General features: G+C 72.4%; 15 protein-coding genes. 7 read left to right on the top strand and 8 right to left on the bottom strand.

Annotated features, from left to right (window positions below; translation table 11 throughout):
- Positions 1-36: 36 nt before the first annotated feature.
- The 3 genes from AB0O36_RS13340 to AB0O36_RS13330 form a co-directional block, all read right to left on the bottom strand.
- The gene (locus AB0O36_RS13340; RefSeq protein ID WP_365108934.1) at positions 37-1,554 is read right to left on the bottom strand and encodes a sugar transferase; all 1,518 of its coding nucleotides are present in this window, start codon (positions 1,552-1,554) and stop codon (positions 37-39) included.
- A 2-nt stretch (positions 1,555-1,556) separates the two neighbouring features.
- Entirely contained in the window at positions 1,557-2,771 is a 1,215-nt protein-coding gene (locus AB0O36_RS13335; protein ID WP_365108461.1) for a glycosyltransferase family 4 protein, read from the bottom strand.
- 84 nt (positions 2,772-2,855) lie between these two features.
- A complete protein-coding gene (locus AB0O36_RS13330; protein ID WP_365108458.1) occupies positions 2,856-3,974 on the bottom strand; it encodes a DUF3344 domain-containing protein in 1,119 nt (372 codons plus the stop codon).
- Between the two features lie 299 nt (positions 3,975-4,273).
- Between AB0O36_RS13330 and AB0O36_RS13325 the strand changes: the two genes are divergently transcribed.
- The 4 genes from AB0O36_RS13325 (at position 4,274) to AB0O36_RS13310 (ending at position 7,031) form a co-directional block, all read left to right on the top strand.
- Positions 4,274-4,681 (top strand): rodlin, encoded by a 408-nt coding sequence (locus AB0O36_RS13325; protein WP_365108455.1) that lies wholly within the window; start codon positions 4,274-4,276, stop codon positions 4,679-4,681.
- Between the two features lie 233 nt (positions 4,682-4,914).
- Positions 4,915-5,148 carry a chaplin gene (locus tag AB0O36_RS13320; RefSeq protein WP_365108453.1) on the top strand — a complete coding sequence of 78 codons (234 nt, stop codon included), beginning with the start codon at positions 4,915-4,917 and terminating at the stop codon, positions 5,146-5,148.
- Positions 5,149-5,286: 138 nt separating this feature from the next.
- Positions 5,287-6,489 carry a chaplin gene (locus AB0O36_RS13315; RefSeq protein WP_365108450.1) on the top strand — a complete coding sequence of 401 codons (1,203 nt, stop codon included), beginning with the start codon at positions 5,287-5,289 and terminating at the stop codon, positions 6,487-6,489.
- Between the two features lie 191 nt (positions 6,490-6,680).
- Entirely contained in the window at positions 6,681-7,031 is a 351-nt protein-coding gene (locus AB0O36_RS13310) for a hypothetical protein (protein WP_365108448.1), read from the top strand.
- 159 nt (positions 7,032-7,190) lie between these two features.
- Here the strand turns inward: AB0O36_RS13310 and AB0O36_RS13305 are convergent, their stop codons facing one another.
- Positions 7,191-7,430 carry a chaplin gene (locus AB0O36_RS13305; protein WP_365108445.1) on the bottom strand — a complete coding sequence of 80 codons (240 nt, stop codon included), beginning with the start codon at positions 7,428-7,430 and terminating at the stop codon, positions 7,191-7,193.
- Positions 7,431-7,573: 143 nt separating this feature from the next.
- Complete coding sequence (locus tag AB0O36_RS13300; RefSeq protein WP_365108443.1) at positions 7,574-8,029, bottom strand: hypothetical protein; 456 nt, start codon at positions 8,027-8,029, stop codon at positions 7,574-7,576.
- Between the two features lie 350 nt (positions 8,030-8,379).
- Here AB0O36_RS13300 and AB0O36_RS13295 point away from each other — a divergent pair, with 350 nt between their 5' ends.
- The gene (locus tag AB0O36_RS13295) at positions 8,380-8,787 is read left to right on the top strand and encodes a rodlin (RefSeq protein WP_365108440.1); all 408 of its coding nucleotides are present in this window, start codon (positions 8,380-8,382) and stop codon (positions 8,785-8,787) included.
- A gap of 111 nt (positions 8,788-8,898) precedes the next feature.
- On the opposite strand, the gene AB0O36_RS13290 is transcribed toward AB0O36_RS13295, so the two are convergent.
- Positions 8,899-9,564 (bottom strand): vitamin K epoxide reductase family protein, encoded by a 666-nt coding sequence (locus AB0O36_RS13290; protein ID WP_365108438.1) that lies wholly within the window; start codon positions 9,562-9,564, stop codon positions 8,899-8,901.
- Positions 9,565-9,747: 183 nt separating this feature from the next.
- Between AB0O36_RS13290 and AB0O36_RS13285 the strand changes: the two genes are divergently transcribed.
- Positions 9,748-10,533 (top strand): DUF6227 family protein, encoded by a 786-nt coding sequence (locus AB0O36_RS13285; RefSeq protein ID WP_365108435.1) that lies wholly within the window; start codon positions 9,748-9,750, stop codon positions 10,531-10,533.
- A gap of 168 nt (positions 10,534-10,701) precedes the next feature.
- On the opposite strand, the gene AB0O36_RS13280 is transcribed toward AB0O36_RS13285, so the two are convergent.
- Positions 10,702-12,255 (bottom strand): MFS transporter, encoded by a 1,554-nt coding sequence (locus AB0O36_RS13280; RefSeq protein ID WP_365108432.1) that lies wholly within the window; start codon positions 12,253-12,255, stop codon positions 10,702-10,704.
- 63 nt (positions 12,256-12,318) lie between these two features.
- On the opposite strand from AB0O36_RS13280, the gene AB0O36_RS13275 reads away from it, so the two are divergent.
- Entirely contained in the window at positions 12,319-13,266 is a 948-nt protein-coding gene (locus AB0O36_RS13275) for a YafY family protein (RefSeq protein ID WP_365108429.1), read from the top strand.
- A gap of 67 nt (positions 13,267-13,333) precedes the next feature.
- On the opposite strand, the gene AB0O36_RS13270 is transcribed toward AB0O36_RS13275, so the two are convergent.
- On the bottom strand, positions 13,334-14,314 hold the full coding sequence (locus AB0O36_RS13270; RefSeq protein ID WP_365108426.1) for a sigma-70 family RNA polymerase sigma factor: 981 nt from the start codon (positions 14,312-14,314) through the stop codon (positions 13,334-13,336).
- Between the last annotated feature and the right edge of the window lie 104 nt (positions 14,315-14,418).

Here is a 14,418-nt window from a genome sequence, read left to right as displayed (position 1 = left end):
GACCCGTCGGCGCCGCGGGCGCGGCGAGGACCGTGTTCAACTTCCCCCCAGCCGGAAACGGAAGAACGACGCGGCGGTGCGGGCCAGGATCCACAGGTCCTGCCAGAGCGACCACGTGTCGATGTAGTGGTTGTCGAAGCGGGCCCGGTCCTCGATGGAGGTGTCCCCGCGCAGCCCGTTGATCTGCGCCAGCCCGGTGATGCCGACCGGCATCCGGTGCCGTGCCTCGTAGCCGGGGTGCAGCGAGGAGAACTTCGCGACGAAGAAGGGCCGTTCGGGGCGCGGGCCGACCAGGCTCATGTCACCCCGCACCACGTTCCACAGCTGGGGCAGCTCGTCCAGCGAGGACTTCCGCAGGAAGGAGCCGACCGCGCTCATCCGGTGGTCGTTCGCGACCGTCCAGCGGGTCGCCGACTCGTGCTCGTTCGCCGGGCGCAGGGTGCGGAACTTCAGCAGCGTGAACGGGCGCCCGTAGAGGCCGACGCGCTCCTGACGGAAGATCACCCCGGGCCCGTCGGCCAGCCGTACGGCCAGCGCGCACAGCCCCATCACCGGTGCCGCGGCGAGCAGGGCGAGGGTGGCGAGGGCGGTGTCCACGGCCCGCTTCACGGCCCTCTCCACCGGCCGGGCGGGCCGGGGCAGCAGCGGCTGCACGGCGAAGCCCCACAGCTGGTCGGCGGGGTGCGCCACCCGCATTCCGGTGATCTTGGCCGTGCCGGACGGGTCGGCCAGCCACAGCCGGCAGCCGTGGTCGTGGAAGAGCCGGACCAGCGAGGCGGTGTGCTCGTCGGCCTCCGGCGGGCGGGTGAACACCGCTTCCCGCACCGAGTTCTGGATCACCGCGCGCCGTACGTCCTCGTGGGTGGCGAGCAGCGGCAGCGGACCGCCGGCCTCCGCGCCGGGCCCCACCGTCCCGGTGTCCGCGAGCCCGACCGGCCGCAGCCCGTACTCGGGGCGGCCCTGCAGGGCGGCGGCCACCGTGCCCGCCCCGGTGCCGGGTCCGACCACCAGGGCGGACCGCGGCCGGCGCAGGGCGGTGCGGCGGCGCAGCAGGTGGACGGCCCCGCGCCCGGCACAGGCCAGTACGGTCTGCAGGCAGACGGCGGTCAGGAGGGCGCCCCAGCCGGGTGCGGCGCCGGCGTCGGCGGCCCCGGCGGCGGCCGCGACGGCACACCACAGGACGGCCGCCCGCCCGGCCAGCGCGGGCAGTTCGAACAGCGCGGAGGGCGCGAGCCGCGGCCGGTACAGCCCGGCCTGCGCGCTCAGCGCGACGGCTCCTCCGGCCAGCAGGACCCCGAGCGGTACGGCCGCCCCGGCGGGCAGGCCCGGACCCGTCCCGGCGGTGACGGCGGTGGTCAGTACGGCGGCCAGCGCGTCGGCGGAGATCAGCGGGACGGCGCCGCCGTGCCGGCGGATCCGCTGCGGCCGGACGGCCGGACGGGCCTGGTCGGCCCGCGGACCCCGCGGCGGGTGGATCGGGAGCACCGAACGGCGGACCGCGGTGGCGGGCCGGTTGCCGCCGCGCCCCGGGTGCGGTGCGTGTGCGCTGTCCATCGTCATCGGCTGTTGCGCTCCTGGTTCATGGGCTTGGGGTCGTCCCTCCGGTGGAGCCGCAGGGAGGGCCTGCCCAGCAGTTCCTGGTACAGCCCGGTGACCTCGTCCGTGGTCCGCCGGACGTCGAACTCGGTCCGGGCGTGCTGCTGCGCCTGCCGTCCCAGCTCGTCGAGCAGGCGCGGTTCGGCGAGCAGTCCGCTCAGGGCGCCGGCCAGGGCGGACGGCTGCTCGGGCGGTACCAGGCAGAGCCGTCCCTGACCGGGCGGCAGGCTCTCCCGGGCCCCGCTGACGTCGGAGACCAGGACCGGCCGGCCGCAGGCCATGGCTTCCAGCGGAGCGAGCGCCATGCCTTCCCAGCGCGACGGCAGTACAACGAGATCGGCGGCCCGAAGCCACGGTCGGATGTCGGCGGCCGCCCCCGCGAAGATCACCTCGGGCGGTGCTGTCCTGCGCAGCCGTTCGACGTCGGGGCCGTCGCCGACCAGGGCGAGCCGGGCGCCGGGGACGGCGGCCCGGACCTCCGGCCAGGCCCGGAGCAGCACGTCCTGGCCCTTCTGCTGGCAGACCCGGCCCACACAGACGGCCAGCGGGCCGCCGTCCCGGAGGGCGGCGGGCAGCGGCAGCGCGGCGCGGGCGGCTTCCTTGTCCCGGCCGGGGTCGGGCCCGCCGGGGGCGAAGTGGTCCAGGTCCACCCCGTTGCGTACGACGGCCCAGCGGGCGGCGATCCCGGCGGACTCCCCGGCGCGCCGTTCGGCCTCGCTGACGCAGAGCACCCGGTCGGCCCAACGGGCCGCGAACCGCTCCCATCTGAGGGCCAGTGCGGCCGTGGTGCCGCCGACCGCGTCGAAGGACCAGGCGTGCGGCTGGAAGACGGTGGGCAGGGTGCCGCGCAGGGCGAGCCGGCCGGCCAGTCCGGCCTTGGCGCTGTGCGCGTGCACCAGGTCGGGGCGGACCCGGCGGATCAGCCGGGCGGCGGCGGCCGCTTCGAGCGCGAGCCCGGGACCCGGTGCGCGTACCGCCCGCCAGGGGAGCACCTCGGCCCCGGCGGCCCGGGCGTCCTCGGCGAGACGGCCGGTGCGCGGGCAGGCGACGACCGTGCGCAGGCCGGCTGAGGTCTGGGCGCGGACGAGGTCGGTGACGACCCGGGCGACACCGCCCTCCACGGGCTGGACGAGATGGAGAACGGTCGGATGGTCGGGCGCATGATCTGACGACACGGCGAAGAGGCCCTCCGTGGTCCCCGTGCGTTTTCAGGGGGTGTGGGATCAGGAATGTGCGATCGGCGACGTAGTGGTCGCCTTTCAGGGACGCGCGTCCGTCGGAACGGCGTCCGTCTGGACGAAGAGCACGCCGAGGAAATGGCCCCGGCTCTCGCCCGTGAACGCGAAGGTCAGGCTGCGGGCTCCGCGGGACAGGGCGGGGCCCAGATCGAACACGTCCGCGTCGTACCCCAGGTTGTTCACATGGGCGGGCAGGCGCCGGAAACCGGCCTTTCCGAATTCCGTGATCGTCGAATTCATCACATCATCGGATGGATTTGCGGTATTGCCGAGACGGGTCCGGCGACCACCGTCCGCCGTCACCGTGAGCGAGTCCCCCCGGGTCCCGCGGTCCCCGTCGTAGCCGACGACCCCCGCTTTCCCCGACCCGCGCACCGGCACGTCCAGCCCCGTGATCCGCATCGCCGGCACGGCCGACCCCGGCACGCCGGCGGCCGGCGCCTCGAAGCCGTCCCAGAGCGAGATCCGCCGCAGCGGCTCGCCGGGGTGCTCGTAGGCCGCCACCAGGGTCCAGCCGCCCCAGGCGCCCACCTCCGAATGCCCCATGGCGATGTTCAGCTGGGACACGGTCCACATCCCGGCGCCGCCCCCGCGGACCAGCGGGGTGACGTCGGCGGACGCCTGGTAGGCGTCGCTGCCCGCGTCCGTCCGGTGCCCGATCACGGTGTCGGCCAGCACGTCCTTGTACGCCCCGCCCGGCTCGGCGACCAGCACCCGGCCGTTGTCCCGGGGCGGCTTCTGCTCGCCGACCCGCAGGTTCCCGCCCCAGTACAACCGCGCGTAGGTGACCTTCGCGCCCTGCGGGATCCGCAGTTCGGCCCGGGTCGAGTTGTAGGTGTCCGGGTCCTTGTCGACCTCGCTGTAGAACATCTCGTAATCGCTGTTGACCCCGGCCGCACCCCGACCGACCTGGGCACAGGTGGCCGCCCCCGGCTCCTCCTGCCGGCGGCAGCCGATCCCCGAGTTCGAGGCCCGTACGAGTCCGCCGTGCTGCACCGCCTGATAACGCTGGGTGAAGGGGATCCGGGGCAATTCCTTCACCACCGGAACGGCGGCCGCGCCGGCCACGGGTGAACTGAACGAAAGAGCGAGGGACGAGATCAGACCGAGTGCGCCGAGGATTCGGCGGAAGGAACCCATGACCCTGTCACCATTTTCGATCATTGGGACGCATTGGGATGAAACCGGTTCCGCACTTTGTCAGAAATCGGGCTCGAAATCACGCCGGACTCGCTCGTACGGCCTTTTGGGGGATGCTGCGCACCCTTACGGGCGGCGTGTCGTTAAGGAGGTGCACCGCGTTCGGCAGCTGCGAACATCCGGCCGTCAACGCGCTCACCCGAGGACGACATCCGGGTGAAGCCTCGCAACCCGAGCCGGGACCGGACCGTTGTTCCGGATGCTCCTGTACCGGGCAATCCTGCAGAAAAGGGACGACAGTGATCAAGAAGATGATGGCCACGGCGGCGGTCGCCGCCTCCGTCGTGGGCATGGGCGCGGCCATGGCTCCGCAGGCGATGGCTATCGGGAACGAAACCAACACCAACGTGAACGGCAACGGTGCCGCGCAGATCTACGGCAACCAGGAGACCCACGGGGCGATGAGCCCGCAGATGGCGCTCATCCAGGGTTCCTTCAACAAGCCGTGCATCGGCCTGCCCGCCAAGGCCAACGTCCAGTCCGTGCTGGCCCTGGTCAACGTCGGTGTCCAGGACATCCCGGTCCTGTCCGCGCCGCAGAACCAGCAGTGTGTCGAGAACTCGAACCAGATCAAGGGCGACGAGCCGCTCTCGCACATCCTGCAGAACATCCCGGTCCTCTCCGGCAACCTCTCCTCCGGCAGCTGACCGCACGCCACGCCGAGGCCGCCGCACCTTTCCGGGGCGGCGGCCTCGCCGCGTGACGGACGCTCCACTCAATACCGAATTCCACACCCGACGGGGTCCGGCCGGCAATCGAGCGCCCCACCGGCAATCGAGTGAACGAAATCGAAGCCCGGAGAAATATCCGGTTTCCTTTTCCGGCACGGCTCGTTGTTATTTCTGCAGCGGCAAACGTCACTGCGGGAAGGATCGAAGAAATGAAGTACAAGAAGGCCCTCGTCCTCGGCGCCGGCGTTCTGATGGCCGCCGGTGCGGCCGCCCCCGCCATGGCCGACTCCGCGGCCGACGGTGCGGCCATCGGCTCCCCCGGTGTCCTCTCGGGCAACCTCGTCCAGGTCCCGGTCCACGTCCCGGTCAACGTCTGCGGCAACACCGTGAACGTGATCGCGCTGCTCAACCCGGCCTTCGGCAACACCTGCGTCAACGCCTGACCAGGGGCCGGCCGGCGCCAGGCGCCGTCGCCCGGAAGGGCAAACCTCCTCGGGGTGGCCCCGGAGTGCACGGCGGTGCACTCCGGGGCCACCTTCGATTCAGCACCGGCCGTGGTGCCGGTAGACAGGGAAGAACCCATGCGACAGGTACTCAGCCGACAGGTACTGGGCAAGGGGGTGCTCACGGCCGCGGCGGCGTCGAGTCTGCTGTCGATCGCGGGCGGGGCGGCCTACGCGAGCCCCGGAGCGACCGCCGAGGCCTCGCACTCCCCCGGTGTGCTCTCGGGGAACAGCGTCTCGGCGCCGATCACCTTCTCGCCGAACGTGTGCGGCAACTCGGTGGATCCCGCGGGCGCGCTCAACCCGTCCTTCGGCAACACCTGCGTCACCGACACCGGCGGCCACTCCGGCCCGGCGGACGGGTACGACTACCGGCGCCACCTCAGCCCGGAGCACGCCGAGGCCTTCGAGCGCTACCTGGAGGAGCGCGAGGGGCACGGCGGCGGATACGGACCCTCGCACGAGGCACCGCCCCGCCATGTGCCGCGCCAGGAACCCCGGCACGAACAGCCCCGGCACGAACAGCCCCGCCACGAACAGCCCCGCCACGAACAGCCCCGCCACGAGCCGCGCCTGGACCACCGGGACCACGGGCAGCACGTCCAGCACGGGCAGGGCGGGCAGGACGGCTACGGCGGCCACGACGAGGACTGCGACGACCACCCGCCGGCGCAGCACGTCCCCCCGAAGCCCATGCCGCGGCCGAAGCCCGAGCCGAAGCCCGAGCCCGGGCCGCAGGCGGAGCACCCGGCTCCGGCCCCCCGCCCGGCCACGCCGGACCGGCCGGAGGCCCCCGCCCCGAAGCCCGAGCCGATGCCCGCACCGGTCCCGGCCCCCGCCCCCGCCCCGGTCCACGAGGAGGCCCCGCCGGTCACCCTGCCGGCGCCCGAGCCGGCCCCGGCCCCGGCGCCCGTGACGCTGCCCGCGCCCGCTCCGGCCGACGAGGAGGCGCCGCCCGCACCGCCGCACGGCAGCATGGTCGTCCCGCCCGCCGCCGAGACCGTACGTCCGCCCGCCCCGGTCGTGGACCAGCCGCCCGCCGTCCCCGCCGGGGACCTCCCGGTGCCGGCCCCGCTGCCCGCGCCCGCCCCCGCCCCGCAGCCGGCTCCGGCACCCGCGCCCGCGCCCGCCCCGGCGCCGCTCCCGGCGCCCGCTCCCGCGCCGGTCACCGCTCCGGTGCTCGCCGCGACCGGCGCGGGCTCCATGGAGGCCATGGCGGCTCTCGCCTCGGCCCTGCTGCTCGGCGGAGCCGTCCTCTACCGGCGGTCCCGCATCAACTGACACACATCGACCGACCACACATCGACTGATCGGAAAATCGGCGGCCGGGGAATCCAGCGGGATTCTCCGGCCGTCGGCATGCGGGCGGTTGGCGTTCGAAAAGCGGTGCCCGCAGAGTTTCCGCAGCCATGCCACCTCGTTGTCCAGGGCGATAGTGGCGCGAGGGTCGTCACTGGAAAAGGATTTCGACGATGAAGTACTCGAAGGTCGCCGTCGCCGTCGCCGGTTCCGTCGCCGCGCTGGCCGCCTCCGCGTCCGCCTCCGCCTTCGCCGCCGGCCCCGCGCCCCAGATGAGCCTCAACGGCGGGGTCACCGAGGCCGCGAACGCGCTGGCACCCGTCCTGGAGAACCCCGTACAGCACGTCGGCGACGACCTGGCCACGCAGAACGGGCAGGTCGGCAAGGTGCTCGGGACGGTCCAGGACGTCAACCAGGCCCGCAACGCGGTCGGCCCGGGCCAGGTGGCGGAGAAGGCCAACGTGGTCGGCGAGGTCGTCCCCATGCTGGGCGGGCTGAACGTGAACGGCGGCAGCAAGGGCTGACGCCCGGCGGCCGCCGGGACACCCCCTCGGCCGCCCCCACCGCCCCGGCACAGCACTGTGGGCGCCACCGGCAATGCCGGTGGCGCCCACAGTGGTTGGAGCCGCCTTCCGGAAGTCCGGCTCGGGGAGCCCGGACCCGGTGGCTCAGGATCCTACGGATCAGGCGTTGACGCAGGTGTTGCCGAACGCCGGGTTCAGCAGCGCGATCACGTTGACGGTGTTGCCGCAGAGGTTGACCGGAACGTGGACCGGGACCTGGACCACGTTGCCCGAGGCGACACCGGGGGAGCCGTAGGCACCGCCCTCGGCCCCGGAGTCGGCGACGGCGGAGCCCGCGGCACCGGCAGCGGCGAGTCCGGCGGTGGCCAGGACCACGGCGGCCTTCTTGGCAGTCTTCATGAGGAGCACACCTTCTCTTCGACGTTCTGCCCCGATCCGGGGCTCGCACCGATCGAAACGGTCCACTCCGCAAGGACGACACGGGCCGGGCCGCGATCCGACCTGTTCAGCTCAACGGCCGTAACCGCGGCCCGGATCCGGCGTTACCGGGCGCTCACCGGGATGTTGACGTCGGGGACCACCGGGATGTCGGGGACCTCGGCCTCCGGGACCTCCGGCACGATGTCGACCGGAGTGCCGGGGACGGGCAGCTCCGGCGGGGTCAGGCCCGGGATCTCGGGGAGCTCCACGCCCGGGATCTCCGGCAGTTCGAGGCCGGGGATCCCGAGGTCGGGCAGCTTGATCTCGGGCAGTTTGATCTCCGGGAGCTTGATCTCCGGAATGCTGATCGGGGGGAGCGAGACCCCCGCCGGCAGCAGCCCCTTGATCACGTCGAGGATGCCGTTCACCAGGTCGTCGATCGGCCCGGCCGCGGCCGCCGCCCGGTGGGATCGGGCTCCTTCCGCGTCGATGGCGCTCGCCGGGGTCGCCCCGCCGAAGAGTATGACGGCGGCAAGGGCGGAGGGGACGAGGACGCGAGTCGCCTTCTTGGGGTGCATGAGCGTTCCTTCTCTGGGACGTGCGGGCGCGGACCAGCAGGGGGACCCCCGGAGTCGGGAGACAGTCCGCTTCCTCACCCACCGTGCGAACACCTTGCACGGAGCGCAACCGGACCTTGGGCCCGCCGCCGGCCCGCGTCCTCCGCCGCGCCCTCCGCCGCATCCTTCGCCGGGCCCTCCGCTGCGGGCTTCGTACGGGCTTCGCGCAGGCGTCCGGGGCGGTTTCACCCGGGCTGGGGAAAAGCCGGGCGGGGACAGGCCGTTTGAGTGAAGGAGCGGAACCAACCCCCGGACCGGCCAGTTGATCAGGGCGCTCCATTAGCGGGCACTCGTGCGACAAAAGGACCAAAATGCTCAAGAAGATTATGGCCACCGCTGCGGTCACCGCCTCCGTGGTCGGCGCGGGCGCCGCCGTGGCCGCCCCGGCGATGGCCATCGGAAACGACACCGTCACCAACGTCAACGGCAACGGTGCGCAGCAGATCTACGGCAACCAGAAGACCGAGGGCCCGATGAGCCCGCAGCTCGGCCTGGTCCAGGGCACCCTGAACAAGCCGTGCATCGGCCTGCCCGCCAAGGTCAACGCGCAGTCGCTGGTGGCCCTGATCAACGTCGGCGTCCAGGACATCCCGGTCCTCTCCGCCCCGCAGAACCAGCAGTGCGTCGAGAACTCGAACCAGATCAAGGGTGACGAGCCGGTCTCGCACATCCTCAGCAACATCCCGGTCCTCTCGGGCAACGCGTCGGCCGGCAGCTGACCCCTGCTCCCCTTTTACGGTCCGGGCTACTGACGCCCGTGGAGCGATGCGGTGATGCGCAGAGCCCCGGCAGCATCCGGCTGCCGGGGCTCTCCGGTGTCCGGACGGCGCTCAGCTCGTCCAGAAGTCCCACCACCGGGTCAGGACGAGCATGCCGATCACCCCGATGTGCAGGGCCGGCGGCGCCCAGGCGAACTCGGTGAAGAAAGTCCGCAGCGGGGCGGGCGCGGGCAGCACTCCGGTACGGACGTTGTGCGCGGTCACCGCCCAGAACATCAGCAGCGTCGCCACCCAGGCCAGGGAACACCACAGGCACAGGGCGTTGATCTCGTACAGGGACTGCACCATCAGCCAGGCGCAGAAGCCGGTGCCGAAGGCGGTCCCGGCGTTGAGTCCCAGCCAGAACCAGCCTCGGTGGCGGGCGCCCGCGAGCAGGCCGGCGCCGACGCACACGACCACGGCATAACCGGCCAGTCCCAGCATCGGGTTGGGGAACCCGAAGGCGGCCGCCTGTTCGCTCTGCATCACGCTGCCGCAGGACACCACCGGGTTGAGGCTGCAGGCCGGTTTGAACGAAGGGTCCTCCAGCAGGAGGAACTTGTCGAGGGTGATGACCCAGGAGGCCAGCAGTCCGGCGGCCCCGGTGACCGCCAGCAGCCAGGCCAGCCCCTTGGGCGCGGCGGCCCCTTCGCGGTCCGGCCCCCGCCTCGCGCGGTCCGCCCCCTGCCGGGGAATGCCCGCGGTCTTCACTGCATCGGTTGTTGCCATACGGCCCATACTCCCGCGATACCCCACAGAACGTGGTGAACCCTTTGTATCCGTATGCAAGTTGACCTGAAGGGGTGGCGGGAACCCGGGATGCTTCCCGGACGTTTTACCGAACCCCGGACGTGATGTCAGATGCAGGGGCTACGTTGTGCTTCCGCAACGTGACGAGCTGCGACGGCCTGGAGACCCATCTTGAGCGATCCGTACGAGACAACCGAGGCCCACCTCGCACGACTCCTGGGCCGCGCCCTCAACTCCTTCGACCTGCCGGACCGGCTGGTGGAGCGCCTCGGCACGGCGCTCGCCCACAGCTCCTCGCTGCACACTGCGCACCACGGTCCGTCGGGGCTGTGGCGGGAGGTCCACCGGCACACGTACCTGCTGGCCGACGGCAGCGCGGCCGTGCTGTGGGAACTCGCCTACCGCCGGGGGCCGGATCCGGCGGTGCGGTACGAGCTGTTCGCCGGACGGGCGGAGGTCGCGTCGGCGGTGAACCGTATCTTCGACGGTCCGGAGGGGGCCGCGCACGCGGAGTTCACGCTGCTGCCCGACGATGCGGACGGCCTGGCGGACGACGCGGCGGCGCTCAGCGCGCTGTTCGCGGCGTCCGGGGAGTCCGCGGCGGCGCCGGACCGGCGGCACCGGGAGTACGAGGTCGAGGACTCCGCGGACCACGCGCGCCGGGTACTGCGCCGGGCGGAGAACCCGGACCGGCCGGGCGAGCCGACGGCCCGGCTGCTGAAGGCGGCGTACGCGCACCGGATCACCCAGGCGTTCGGGACCCGGCAGTGCCTGGCGTACGGGCGGGACGCCGGATTCAGCCTCTACGAGCACGCGTTCGTGCTGCTGGACGGCAGCGAGGTCAGCCTGTGGGAGGTCGAGCACACGGCGACGCCGGACGGCCGGCACATGTGCGAGGTCTACGAGACGGAGACGGCGGCGCGGGCGGCCATGCAATCCCGTTCCCGCGTCCGCTGACTCTCGCAGCCGCCCCCGGCCGAAGCGGGCCGCGGTTTCGCAGCGGGCACAGCAAGGGCCACCGCCGGAGCGGTGGCCCAGGTACACGCTGCGCGGTCCGGCGCGGCCGTCGTTCCGGTGTGCCCACCCGTCCCGCCCTGCGGGACGCCTGCCCACACCGGGCGGGGTCTAGGCCGCGGGGACCTTGACCGGGGCCGGGTCGGCGGCAACCGCGGAGCCGGCTTCGGCTTCGTGGCCCGCCCCCGCGGCATCATGCCTGCGCGGCAGCGCGAACATCACCGCGAAGATGACGGCCAGCACCCCCGCCACCCACCACATCGCGTGCCGGAACGCCTCCACGTACGGCGCACCGAAGACCATCTCGTTGTCGATCACCCCGAAGAACACCACCGAGGTGAGGGCGAGCCCGAGCGCGTTGCCCATCTGGTTGGTGGTGTTGATCAGGCCGGACGCGGAGCCGGCGTGCTCGCGCGGCACCTCGGAGAGCACCGTGTCGGTGAGCGGGGCCACGATCAGGCCCATGCCGATGCCCAGCACGATCAGCGGGGGCGCCATCTGCCAGGAGGAGATCTCCATGCCGTAGTGCTGCGACTCCCAGATGTAGAGCAGCAGACCGGCGACCATGGCCAGCGCGCCCGTCTGGAGCACCTTGCGGCCGAAGCGGGGCACCAGCTTCTGCACGGAGATGCCCGCGGCCAGGGAGACGGAGATGGAGAACGGGATGCCGGTCAGACCGGAGCGCAGGGCGCTCCAGCCGAGTCCGAGCTGCATCATCAGCGTCCAGACGAAGAAGAAGATGCCGGTCGCGATGCCGAAGGTGAGCTGTACGGCGATGCCGGCGGCGAAGCTCTTGACCTTGAAGAGGGAGAGCTCGACCAGCGGGGAACCGTCCCGCTCCGCCTTGCGCTTCTCGTAGACGATGAAGCCGGCGATCACCAGCGGCACCGCCCCCATGCAGACGAAGCCCCACAGCGGCCAGTCGTTCTCCCGGCCCTGGGTGAGCGGGTAGATGAGCATCACCATGGCGAGGGTGGCCAGGACGACGCCGACCAGGTCGAGGCGGAGGGCCTGCGGGGCCTTGGACTCGCTGATGAACTTGCGGCCGAGGAGCACTCCGGCGATGCCGACCGGCAGGTTGATCAGGAAGATCGGCCGCCATTCCAGGCCGAACAGGTTCCACTCGGTGAGCAGGGCGCCGAGCATCGGGCCGGAGACGGCGCCGAGGCCGACGATCGCGCCGAACATGCCGAAGACCTTGCCGCGCTCGTGCGGCGGGAAGGTGACGTGGATGATCGCGAGCACCTGCGGCACCATCAGGGCGGCCATGCCGCCCTGGAGGATCCGGGAGGCGACGAGCATCGAGGGGTTCGCGGCGAGGCCGCAGAGCAGGGACGCGGCGGTGAAGCCGGCGATGCCGATCAGGAAGAGCCGCTTGCGGCCGAAGATGTCACCCAGCCGGCCGCCGGTGATCAGTCCGGCGGCGAAGGCGAGTGCGTAGCCTGCCGTGATCCACTGGATGGCACTGGTGGAGGCGCCGAGGTCCGCCCGCATGCTCGGGATGGCTATGTTGACGATCGTCACGTCGACCAGGTCCATGAAGGCGGCGGTCATGACGATGGCGAGGGCCAGCCAGCGGCGGCGGTCGGCGGCCTCCGGCTGCTTCTCTTCCGGTGCGGGCCCGCTGGGTCTTGCAGGCGATTTCCTGGGCGTCTCAGTGCTCATGGAGAGGAATCTAGCCCCCATGTAGGTCAGTCCGTGTCCTATTTAAATGGGAGCCTGGTGACCATGAACGACACCCCGGGACGACTGCTGACCCTGCTTTCCCTGCTCCAGACCCCGCGCGAGTGGCCGGGCAGTGAACTGGCCTCGCGACTCGGGGTCAGTTCCCGGACGATCCGGCGCGACATCGACCGGCTGCGGGAGCTCGGCTACCCGGTCGAGGCCACGCTCGGCGCGGTGGGCGGGTACCGGCTGGTGGCCGGAACGGCCATGCCGCCGCTGCTGCTCGACGACGAGGAGGCGGTCGCGATCGCCGTGGGGCTGCGGGCGGGTGCCGGGCACGCCATCGAGGGGGTCGAGGAGGCGTCCGTACGGGCGCTGGCCAAGCTGGAGCAGGTGCTGCCGTCGCGGCTGCGGCACCGGGTGGGCGCCCTGCAGTCGGCGACGGTCGCGCTGACCCGGGGCGACGGGGCCCGCATCGACCCGCGCACGCTGACGGCAATCGCCGGCGCGGTGGCCGGGCAGGAGCGGCTGCGCTTCGGCTACCGGGCCGGGGACGGGACCGCGTCGAAGCGGCTGGTGGAGCCGTACCGGCTGGTGAGCACCGGCCGGCGGTGGTACCTGATGGCCTACGACCTCGACCGCGAGGACTGGCGGACCTTCCGGGTGGACCGGGTCGCCGAGCCGTTCCCCACGGGGGCGCGGTTCACGGAACGCGAGGCGCCGATGGATCCGGTGCAGTTCGTCGCGCGCGGGCTGCGCGGGCGGGAGGAGTACACCGTGGAGGTGGTCTTCACCGCGGTGCCCGCCGACTTGCCGTCGTGGCTGCAGCCGGCGGTGGAGGAGCCGGCCGGCGGCTGCCGGCTCCGCTTCGAGACTTCGGACGCGCCGGAGTGGCTGGCGGCCCGGCTGGCCCTGACCGGCGTCCCGTTCACGGTGGTGGAGCCGCCCGCGCTGGCAGCTGCGGCCGCCACGCTGGGCGCGACCCTGACCGCCGCCGCCGGCGCGGCGTAGGCATTCCGCTCCGCCGCGCGCAGCCTTCCTGCGCCCTGCCCCCGCCCGGGGATCGCTGCCGGCCGCCCTAGGCCACCGCGTCGAAGCCCGTGTCGCGGGCCATCCGCTTGAGTTCGAGCAGCGCGTGCTTCTCGATCTGGCGGATGCGCTCGCGGGTGAGGCCGTGCTGCTTGCCCACCTCGGTCAGCGTGCGCTCGCGGCCGTCCTCGATGCCGTACCGCATCTTGATGATCGACGCCGTCCGGTGGTCGAGCTTGCCGATCAGGTCCTCCAGCTCCTCGCTGCGGAGCAGGGAGAGGACGGACTGCTCGGGGGAGATCGCCGAGGTGTCCTCCAGCAGGTCGCCGAACTGCGTCTCGCCCTCGTCGTCCACGGACATGTTCAGGCTGACCGGGTCGCGGGCCCAGTCCAGGACGTCGCCCACGCGCGTCTCGGTGGAGCCGAGCTCCGCGGCGATCTCGGCGTGCTCCGGGTCGCGGCCGTGCTCCCGGTTGAACTCGCGCTGCACCCGGCGGATCCGGCCGAGCTCCTCGACCAGGTGGACGGGGAGGCGGATCGTGCGGGACTGGTCGGCGATGGAGCGGGTGATGGCCTGCCGGATCCACCAGGTCGCGTACGTGGAGAACTTGAAGCCCTTGGCGTAGTCGAACTTCTCCACCGCGCGGACCAGGCCGGCGTTGCCCTCCTGGATCAGGTCCAGGAGCGGCAGGCCGCTGCGCGGGTAGCGGCGGGCGACGGCGACGACCAGCCGGAGGTTCGACCGGATGAAGATCTCCTTCGCGCGCTCCCCCTCGGCGGCGAGTGCCTCCAGCTCGGCACGCGTGGCGACACCCCCCTCGGACTGCTCCGTCTCACCGTCGAGCATCTGCCGGGCGTACACACCGGCCTCGATGATCTGGGAGAGCTCCACTTCCCTGGCCGCGTCGAGCAGCGGGGTGCGCGCGATCTCGTCCAGGTACATCCCGACGAGGTCGCGGTCGGCGATCTCCGCGCTCGTGGCGCGACTGCTGCCGGCGGACTGACGACGGGCGACGGCGCGGGTTGCCATGCGTGCTCCCTTGCGATGAGTTCGGTCGCGGTGTGGCGGTGCGGGTGCCGGAACCCTCTCGTGAGCGCCGGCATCCGAAGGAAACAACGACCGGAATCGGGACA

The sequence above is a fragment of the Streptomyces sp. NPDC089799 genome, from assembly GCF_040684755.1.
Taxonomy (GTDB): domain Bacteria; phylum Actinomycetota; class Actinomycetes; order Streptomycetales; family Streptomycetaceae; genus Streptomyces.
The sequence above is the reverse complement of the archived record's forward strand: the minus strand, read 5'-3'. Positions and strand labels throughout refer to the sequence as shown.